The 8,582-nt window shown below is 33.2% G+C and carries 10 protein-coding genes; 5 read left to right on the top strand and 5 right to left on the bottom strand.

From position 1 onward, the window contains the following. The coding region (locus WKH56_RS34890) for a MobA/MobL family protein (RefSeq protein ID WP_342837841.1) at positions 1-401 on the bottom strand (401 nt) is incomplete at its 3' end. A gap of 376 nt (positions 402-777) precedes the next feature. On the opposite strand from WKH56_RS34890, the gene WKH56_RS34895 reads away from it, so the two are divergent. Further along, a complete protein-coding gene (locus tag WKH56_RS34895; protein ID WP_342837843.1) occupies positions 778-1,089 on the top strand; it encodes a hypothetical protein in 312 nt (103 codons plus the stop codon). A gap of 88 nt (positions 1,090-1,177) precedes the next feature. On the opposite strand, the gene WKH56_RS34900 is transcribed toward WKH56_RS34895, so the two are convergent. From WKH56_RS34900 to WKH56_RS34910, 3 genes are all read right to left on the bottom strand, one after another. After that, positions 1,178-1,453, bottom strand: a complete 276-nt coding sequence (locus tag WKH56_RS34900) for a hypothetical protein (protein WP_154975098.1) — start codon at positions 1,451-1,453, stop codon at positions 1,178-1,180. Positions 1,454-1,508: 55 nt separating this feature from the next. After that, a complete protein-coding gene (locus WKH56_RS34905) occupies positions 1,509-2,141 on the bottom strand; it encodes a DUF3967 domain-containing protein (RefSeq protein ID WP_342837845.1) in 633 nt (210 codons plus the stop codon). 193 nt (positions 2,142-2,334) lie between these two features. Continuing rightward, entirely contained in the window at positions 2,335-3,186 is an 852-nt protein-coding gene (locus WKH56_RS34910) for a helix-turn-helix domain-containing protein (protein ID WP_342837846.1), read from the bottom strand. A 1,104-nt stretch (positions 3,187-4,290) separates the two neighbouring features. Between WKH56_RS34910 and WKH56_RS34915 the strand changes: the two genes are divergently transcribed. The 3 genes from WKH56_RS34915 (at position 4,291) to WKH56_RS34925 (ending at position 5,499) form a co-directional block, all read left to right on the top strand. After that, complete coding sequence (locus tag WKH56_RS34915; RefSeq protein ID WP_154992621.1) at positions 4,291-4,584, top strand: hypothetical protein; 294 nt, start codon at positions 4,291-4,293, stop codon at positions 4,582-4,584. A gap of 190 nt (positions 4,585-4,774) precedes the next feature. Further along, the gene (locus WKH56_RS34920) at positions 4,775-5,122 is read left to right on the top strand and encodes a hypothetical protein (RefSeq protein WP_154990994.1); all 348 of its coding nucleotides are present in this window, start codon (positions 4,775-4,777) and stop codon (positions 5,120-5,122) included. Next, positions 5,119-5,499, top strand: coding sequence for a hypothetical protein (locus WKH56_RS34925; protein ID WP_098113468.1), 381 nt, complete (start codon positions 5,119-5,121; stop codon positions 5,497-5,499). The genes WKH56_RS34920 and WKH56_RS34925 overlap by 4 nt, the downstream gene beginning before the upstream one ends. A gap of 1,457 nt (positions 5,500-6,956) precedes the next feature. On the opposite strand, the gene WKH56_RS34930 is transcribed toward WKH56_RS34925, so the two are convergent. Beyond that, complete coding sequence (locus WKH56_RS34930) at positions 6,957-7,079, bottom strand: hypothetical protein (RefSeq protein ID WP_342837850.1); 123 nt, start codon at positions 7,077-7,079, stop codon at positions 6,957-6,959. Positions 7,080-7,352: 273 nt separating this feature from the next. On the opposite strand from WKH56_RS34930, the gene yjcZ reads away from it, so the two are divergent. Further along, positions 7,353-7,514, top strand: a complete 162-nt coding sequence (yjcZ, locus tag WKH56_RS34935; RefSeq protein ID WP_063247683.1) for a sporulation protein YjcZ — start codon at positions 7,353-7,355, stop codon at positions 7,512-7,514. Positions 7,515-8,582: the final 1,068 nt, after the last annotated feature.

Genomic DNA, 8,582 nt, shown 5'->3' on the forward strand with positions numbered 1-8,582 from the left:
TGAGCGTGAGGATTATTTGCATCGTCACGATGGATGGCGATATCGGCCACCATTCCTTTTTGAACAAATTCATGTTGCGCAAAAGACTGAATCAGCTCTTTTTGTTGTTCGTGGTTTAATTCAACTGGTAATGCAACGTTTAATTCACGTGCTAGTTGCGAATCTTTGCGTTTCTCTACTTTTTCAACTTCATTCCATAAACGGTTCCGATCTTTCATCCATTCTGGCGCATTAGTAGGAGTCAGAATCATGGTTTCTGGTTGCACGTCACGAGCATAAATTTTTTGCTCGTCGGTGCGTTCATCATATAGTTTTTCGCCACTGCGATAAGCAGCTGCAGCGACAGCTGATTGTCCTTTTGAACGGCTGATAATTTGCATCGACAGATGGTAAATAGCCATGATTCGTTCCTCCTTTCTTGTAAATGAATTTTTGTTTCTGGAATACGTTGATGAGAGCACAAAGTGCGCTAATCAACGTTTTTGATGAAAGTATCATTATGAACACCAAAGGTGTCAGATGGTACTTTCATCTTTGCCGATAGGCAAACAGTTTTTATGAAATTCGCCATCTAGGCGAATGGGTCTTTGTTTTTGTATTTTCGTTCCGAAGGAACCGCACACATCGGTACGATGTATAAGTGCGCCCTTATCTCTTTGATCTAAGGGAATTATACCATATACTGGTGAGAGAATCTATGCTAAGGATACCAATTTATCTCAATTTTTGATATAATCGATTTAAACATTAGAGAACAGAAAAAGGGGTTGAGGATGGGTGACGAAAAAGCGAACAGATGAAGAAATTCTTCAGGAGTTAGAAGAGAAAATTGAGAAGATGAAAGCGAAGAAACAACAAGTTGAAGCGCGTAAAAAGGAAAAAGAGAGAAAAGAAAGAACAAGACGACTAATTCAAGTCGGAGCGATTTTTGAGAAGTACTTTGAGATTCAAAGTGAAGAAGAAGCAGAAAAGATTGCGAAGGCACTTCAATCCTATGTAGGGAAAAATAAAGATAAGATTTTGCATCATGATGTAGTTGTAAAAGAAAAAATAAAAGCAGAAGCTGAAGTAGCTTATGCTAAAGAATAATTTATATTGTAAATTATCAGAGTTTCAAATTGGCTATCTTAGTTTGAATAAACTAAGATAGCCAATTTGAAACCTTGTATTTCTTATACTATTCAATATCAATTTCTCGTTCTTTATTTGGAAACTCAACTAGGTTGCCTGTCGTTTCTTTCTTTTTGGGCTTTTGAGTTTTCGGTTTTTTGACTACAATTCCTTCAATCTCATCCCCATTACTATCTACTAACGTCACTAACTCTCCATCAGCATTACGGAAATTGATATACAAATTCGTTTTTGAAAGACTTACATCATACTCGTCCATCAACCCTTGTAATGTACTGGCAATAAGTTCAGGTGTAACTGGCTCTTCAAATTTAATCCGCATTTTCCATCACCCCATTTTTGTAGTAGCTGACACTTATATATATTAGTCTAGTATGTTATCTCCAAAACTCCCACCACTTCTTTTTGTTATCTGCCTGGGAAGCAGCCACCATTTTTTTTGTTTCTCTGATGTCCCGCATAACTTGAATAAGGATTTCATCTCTTTTTTCAGTTCCTGTATCGTCATCCATTCTTTCAAGCAATGTTTTTTTAAGCTCATAAACTTCTTGAATTTGACTATCTTTAATAGCCTGTATCTCGTTTTTAAATGTTTGTTCTTGTTCCTGAAGAAGCCTTACGAAGCGTTGTTCTTGCTCTTTTAAAAGTACATTCACTAGCGTCATGGCGTCATGACTATTAGCATCTTTTTCGGTCATGACGTCATGACCATCTATGTCGTTTCCAGTCATGACATCATGACCCATTGGCTCTATTTGCTTCTTGTTGGCCGTCCCTATCTTTCTTGCTACGGACTCAATGGTCATACCGTCATAACTGATTAGCTCTAAAAACATCTCCAAAGCTTTTATGTCTTCTTCTGTAAAAAGGCGATGTCCTAAATTGTTTCTCTGAAAAGAATACCCTTCTTTTTCAAGGCTAAAAACGTATTTTTTAAAGACAGAATCCTTGAGATCTAACCTCTTTAAAACTTCACCCGTTTTATAAACAAAGTTATTCGTATCAGACATAACGTCATGCCCCCTCTCTAATTCATTCGTCATGACATTATATTAGCCCTTCAATTAAAGAACTGGCAAACGAATATATTTAAAGAATGCCGTGATGAACAACGGCCATCTCACTTAGGATTCATATTAATTTCTAAGAAGTCTAGTTTTAGATTATTTTTATAAAGGGACTCTTCGCTTAGGCGGCCATCCCTTATACGCCTGAGTGTAAAGGGTGGTTTTTAAGGTGTTTGGTCCGTTCAATAAAACTATCTACAAAGTTTGCCATTGCTTTTGTGTCATCACGTTCTAAAAGCTGATTATAGGCGATGGTATAAGCTAATTTATGCATTTCTTCAGTAGAAAGGTTACGTCCTTGTTTTATGTAATCTACAAGTTTATCAAAAGCAATATGAGCAATATCTTGCATGATAGATCTATCAACTGATACACCAAAGTTCTTCATTGCAAGCCAAATACGTCCGTATAGAGACTTAATTTGATTACCAAAAAAAGCTTGATATTGTTGAAGTCTTTTAGGAACCATTTTTATATAAGGTTTACGCTTAGATATTTCTTTACTCATATTTAGATGTTTAATATTATGTAATTGTTTTAAAAAGGTTTTGTTTTTTTGGTGTTGCATATTTGAGTTTTCTTGTGTTGTATTTTGTTGAATTTGATCATTTTCTTGGGCTGGTTCGTCTTTTTGGATTGGTTGAATAATGATAGCATTACTTGTTTGTTTCATGTCACTTCTGCGTTTCATTTCTAGTTGCTTAATAATTCCTAGATCCTCTAAATGCTTACACACACGGATAATAGTAGCGCGACTTTTACCAACTAGTTTGCCAATATTGTTTTTCGTTAAGAAAGAAACACCTAGGTGTTTTGCTGAATGTCCATGTAAGACTTTTAGTACTGCAATGTGAGTTTTCTTTAGGCTGTTTTTATGCATCTCTACGTGAGATCTTACTGTTTCATTTAGCTCTTCAATAGACTTAAAGGATGATAAGTTTTTGTATGTTTCTACACTTGCAATAATCTCAATTTTTTCTTTTGCCATTTTTATTCGCTCCCTTTTATGGAAAACGAAAAAAGACGTGATACCGTCTTTCAGGTAAACACGTCTTTTAAAATAATAAAAGAGTATAGAACTTCCCCTTGTTTTTCATGTAATTCTATCGTAAAATGAACATAGAATTACACTAAAGAAAAGGTGAAGCAGGTGTTTACCGTGGGTTTGCACGGTGGACGGTTGAAGAAGGGGCCTAATCCTTCGACAACACGCTTTGCCTTTTTCGATTTTCCGATCATTTAATTGATTTAATCATAGCAAACTCTACCAAGTTTAACAATGAAATTTTTAGATAATTTAAGTATATAGAATTTTTTTTTGCAAAAAGCTGTATCTTACGGTACAGCTTTTTATATTTTCTTGCTAACAAAAAAAGAGCAACCCTATCTCAACTGGCATTGGAGAAGGTTTGCTCTTTTTTGTTTAGGAATTTTACTTTGCAAAAAAGTAAAAGAAAAGGTTAGATTAAGTCGTTAGCTCTTTTAGTGTAACATAATAAAATGAAACTTGTCATACAAATTTTAAAACAAAAGAAGCAACCTCATCTTTGTCATAGAAGATTGGGATTGCTTTTTTGCTACGTTGAAATTTGTAAGAATAGTCTGATATTTATCTTATCATACTTTTCGCATGTAGGCTATTTTTTGAGAGGGTAGGTTTAATAATAAAAAAACTCCAACTCTAATGGGCAAATCAGAGTTGGAGTTTTTGCTGATTTTTTAACAGATTAATCCGTTAATAGATCATCATCTCAATATCAATACTAACAAATTTTATTTCTCAAATCAGTTTTAAATGTTATGTAATTATTGGTACGTTAAACATTTCTTGGGGGTTATGCATATGAATAAAAGGTACACTTTTTATTCATTCTATATTTGAGCATCCTATCGGAAAAGCTTGTCACACCAAGGATGTATAAAAAGCTGCATAATTCATGAAGAGTGCCTCTTGAAGAACCCTTACCTACCAAGGGTTCTCTTTTTGTATGTGTTCCGGAAAGAGCGATTATGTTAACTTGTTTTGCATGTAATATACATACTTATAAATGGTTTTATATGGTATTATTGTATTTGGTTAGGGGGGTATCGATTGAGTATTAACAAAGAATTCAAGTCTATTTTTTTAACAATTTTTTTATTAGTAGTCACTCTTATTATTTTTACTCTTGGTAGAACGTTTCCTAATGCTATTGGCAGATTAGATATTACTTTATGGATATATCTGTTTATAGATATTGGGTTTATTGTTTCTCTAATTTTAGGGATCAGAACTAAAACTCCAAGAATTATGTGGTTCAGTATTATAGCAAATGGGATATTAATTATTTTATTGTCTGCTTTTATGTTTCTATTAGCTATTGCTTATGGGATTTCTGGACCCTAAATATTCAAAAAAGCCTTATAGACCATTATAAGGCTTTTTAAGTTCCTAGAATCTGGATTATGGTAACTAGCCTTGAAAAGATGATATAAAGCTCTCTAAATTATAGTCTATATATGTGTTATTAATTTCTTTTACGCAAAATAGAAGATATAATTATTGGGTGAATTAGATATTTAAGGTAAAGAAAGGGTTGTCTAAAATTAAAGTAAAAAAACATTTATTAGTTTGTACATGTATCTTAGGACTATCTACATTAGGGGTGCTTATTCAAAGTTCAAATGAATCACCATTATTTGAAAGCTCCGATATAGCATTAAACGGTGATAATGATACTACTACACACATAACAGCAGAGGAACAAAAAGAAGCTGAGCTACATAGCATGCACATAACTAATAAGCAGCGAGAAGGTATTGTAAGAGATATTGAGAATCTAACTCAAGAAAGTGGTAATACGGTTGAAGTTAGTCTTTCAGCAGAGGATCAAAAACAAATAGAACAAGCACAGATCTTTAATGATAAAGGGAAATTTGAATGAAAAAAATAATGATAATTGCTTGTAGTTCTATTATTTTCATTGTTCTAATTACGTTTATTGTCTTTGTTAATTGGCAGCACATTTTTGGTGCAAATAGGCCAATTGCAAATGCTAAGGCAATCTATCAGCTAGAATTCAAAGATAAAGGGATAGCCGAAACATCAAATGTAGATAATGATATCTTGTATATAGTTCCTAAAGGACATTTAGATACCTACATTAAAACAATGAATAAAAAAGGATATAAGCTGTCAGAAAAAGATATAGATCACAACAGGTTAGTCTTTCAAAAAGGAAACAATTTTACAGAAATCAGTTATAAAAGATTTGCACGTAAATATACAATGATTGAAAGTCCATTTTTAAAAGAAATATAAAGATTTATTTAACAAAGGCCAGGAAGCATTTAAAGTTCTTGGTCTTTTATAGTTCCGGTAATACGTTTTATGTTAACTTCGCACACATAAGATATATACTCATGAAACAGAAAAACTGCCATCGGGGAAGAGGCAGCTTTTCTGTTTTGGATGTTATACAATTTTGGCCGTAAAGTGATACTTCAGGGCGTACAAAGCATCTTGGATAGTTTGCTCATGTCGACCTGCATTATTCGTTTTATAGCGAAGTAGCAGCTAGTACGAGCACTAGCTGCTCAAAAGCTAGCACAGTAGATGTAATTAATTTATTACTTAGACATCAATAATCTAGGTAACGTAAAAAAGCTTCTAGTTAAGAACTAGAAGCTTTTTTCAATCTAGGGCGAGGTATTGATAGGAAATATCTTATATAGTTTGGTCAAAATATGGTGTCATATTAAATACTCATGAGTTAATTGTTATGAAAACACAAAGAAAATGAACAAAACACATTGTATATACACTGTTTTGCTGTTGAATGTTGGTTGTATCATAGGTAAATATAATTCAACAAGCTTAAGATATGGTGTTTAAAATCCAAAGAAAAACCACCTAGGAGAAAAGGTGGCTTTTATATTGCACGACGTTTATCCAATGACACCTGTTGGAGTCACCAATAGTATGCTCAAAATAGTTATACCTATTCACTATCAGTATTAATTACTTTTCTTATTTGTCCTGGTCAAATAATCGGTAAACAAAATAGTAGCAAACGGAAAAGAAGAAACAATAAAGAATGCTAAAAATACCTTAAATATTTTACAGTTTATGTACATGGAATTCACCTTTAAAAAATGGCATAAATGTAAAAAGCTATCTGGGGAAGAGATAGCTTTTCTACTGATAAACAAATCGGGTTTTAAACGGAGTCTAAAAAGACTTCTAAATTAGTTTAATCTACTTGCCGTATTCTATACGTTTAAATTACAAGAGACTTGCTATTCCAATTTATCGTTAGCAAATGGAGTAATCATAAGTGGATTTTCGAACAATAATGAACCTTTATAAGGGGACAAGCATATGATGATTCTATGCAAATAGTCTTATTTGCGCTATTTTCATGCATAAAGGAGGGATAATGATATGTTAGATTTAGGATCATTACTTTCCACAATTATCGGTCTACTAGGTGGTATTCTTTAATAAAAGTAGAGTCAACTTAAGTTGACTAAATAAGCCTTTAGGCAATCAAACGAGGTGAAACAAATATGTGTTGTTGGAATTTCTTTGGTTGTGGATGTAGACGTCGTAGAAGCTGTTGGGACAACTACAATAATAACTACGGTGGTTGTGGCTGCGGCCGTGGCAACTATGGTGGTAACTATAACAATGAGTATGATAATGGATATAACTATGGTGGTGGCCATAGTCAAGGTAGTAACTGCAGAGATGGCTACGACAGTCATAAACATCATCGTTCAAATTGTAAATGCAAACGTCATTCGAACTATTAATTTTATAGATAAAAGGGCTTGTTCAGTTAGTTGAACAAGCCCTTTTTTAACGTTAATGATGCTAAGTAAGCTGACGATATGAATCATCGTATACAATATCAAAAGACCAAGAAGATGCCAGGCGGTTGGAATCTTCTTGGTCTTTTAATAATAACGTATCAGTTAGGGAGGTAACTGTTTTTATAAAGCAAAAACTATGGTTGATTTATTCTATGTAAACATATCTAAAAGGTTTATAATTCTTTGAAAATTAATGTGCCATTTATTATTGATCTGGTTGTTCCTATAGAGACAACATTTTGGAGCAATTTTATTTTTTATACATATCTTAAGAGTAGTAAGCATATAGGGGGTGACAATATGGGCTTTGGAGGTTATGGTGGCGGTTGCGGCTATGGCGGATATGGTTACGGCGGAGGCGGCTGTGGTACTGGCGGTGGTTTCGCTTTAATTATTGTATTGTTTATTTTATTAATCATTATCGGCGCTTCTTGTTTCGGTGGATTTGTTGGAGGCTGCTAATAACTAATAAACATTTTACTTTTAAAGAGCTAGCAGTATGCTAGCTTTTACATTTGATATATTGTTCTTACATAAAAACATCAAAGGTTTGCTCCTAGAAAAGTATTTACATTCAAAAATAAATTCATTTGCGATGTTGGATTGTATGTCCATAAGTTTTTTACTTCTTAACATGAGCAGGAGTGTATCCATTCAAGTGAGCAAGATCTGTATAGATAGAAAACACTAGGAGACTAATACAAATAACTCCACCAATTAAGAAAAACAGATATTTTAAAAATGGTTTCATCTTTCGATTATTCCTTTCAAATAAAAAAGCACCTTCTCTCTAAGGTGCTTTTTTAGCTCTTATCATCAATACTTTACATTGTAATTTTGAAACTTTAATCAATCGTGAGTAGCTTGCTCTTTGCGTGATGTTTTTATTCAAAAATAGGAACATCTCTTTAAAACGTTAAAACAAAAAACTCTCGGTTACGATTCTCCCAAGAGTTTTTTGTATACAACCAAATACTTCAAATCATAACGTATAGAGACTTTATGCCATCGTAAATATCATGTTCAAGTATTAAAGAAATTATGTGATGTATATGATTACACATGCTATTATTGAGCACTCATTTTTTTGATTGTGTGTATATCTTTCTTACGTAAGTTGAAGAACAGAAAACACTACTTCATCTAATTGTTTAGTTTATTTTTTCAAGTAGTATTTTCTGCTTTACATTCTTCAGTTTGTAACAGTGCAAATGACCGAATAGACGCTGTAAAGCGTCTTTGATAGTTTTGTCTACCCAGGCTATTTTCATACTCGTATAAGAGCAAATAACCCCCAAATCGGTCCATTTGGGAGTCGTCTGCTAGTTCAATTCACAAAAGAGAGCATGTTGAGTCCTTTTTTAAATTAATATGCTTGTTCATTAGTATATATGATTGTTTGTTACAAAAGTCTTGTAAACATTAGGTACATACACCATATTTCCCACATATAATGGTAGTGTGACACGAATATTTCATTAAATTAGTACGCTCCTTAGACATGTCCCTATTGGTCAGAGTATCGTTTAA

This window comes from Priestia sp. SB1, from assembly GCF_038898415.1.